Raw genomic sequence first — 514 nt, forward strand, 5'->3', positions numbered from 1 at the left:
TCCTTGAAGTTCATCAGGAATATTCCGTACACGGTTGAGAGTTTGTAGCGGTCACCATAGCGGAGTGGTGCTTCACTTACCGTGTCCGACACACTGTCTTTTCCTCCAGACGGCAATTCCACTTCATCCGTTATGGGACGTTCTATCAACCGGCTGATGGCACGGCATACATAGTACAGCGTACGGTCCAGAAAATTGCTGTGCCACCGGTTCTGCATCTCCACGATGATGTATTCCCCGCTCGAAGTCAGGCAATACAGGTCGAAGATGATTCCCCTGTCGTTTACGTTGTCCGAATTGTCTTCCTTGTCGATGAACGTCAGGTCTTCAATGTGATGCTCCCCCGCAAGCAGCTCGTTCAGCAAGGTAATGAGCAGTTCCTTGCTGGCAGGTTGCCCGAAGATAATCTTGAAGCCGATATCCGTAAACGGGTTCACGAAATGCGTCATGTATCTTTCTCTTCTTTTCATGCCTCAAAGATAGGAATACTTGGGGAGATTCACAAATTTGTATA

Annotated in this window: 1 protein-coding gene; it reads right to left on the reverse strand. The window is 48.2% G+C overall.

Annotated elements, in window-relative coordinates; all coding sequences use genetic code 11:
* Nucleotides 1-449: PD-(D/E)XK nuclease family transposase (locus tag B5F71_RS19705; protein ID WP_206423881.1), on the reverse strand; the 449-nt coding region annotated here is incomplete at its 3' end.
* Nucleotides 450-514: the final 65 nt, after the last annotated feature.

This window comes from Bacteroides sp. An269 (assembly GCF_002159755.1).
GTDB classification, from domain to species: domain Bacteria; phylum Bacteroidota; class Bacteroidia; order Bacteroidales; family Bacteroidaceae; genus Phocaeicola; species Phocaeicola intestinalis.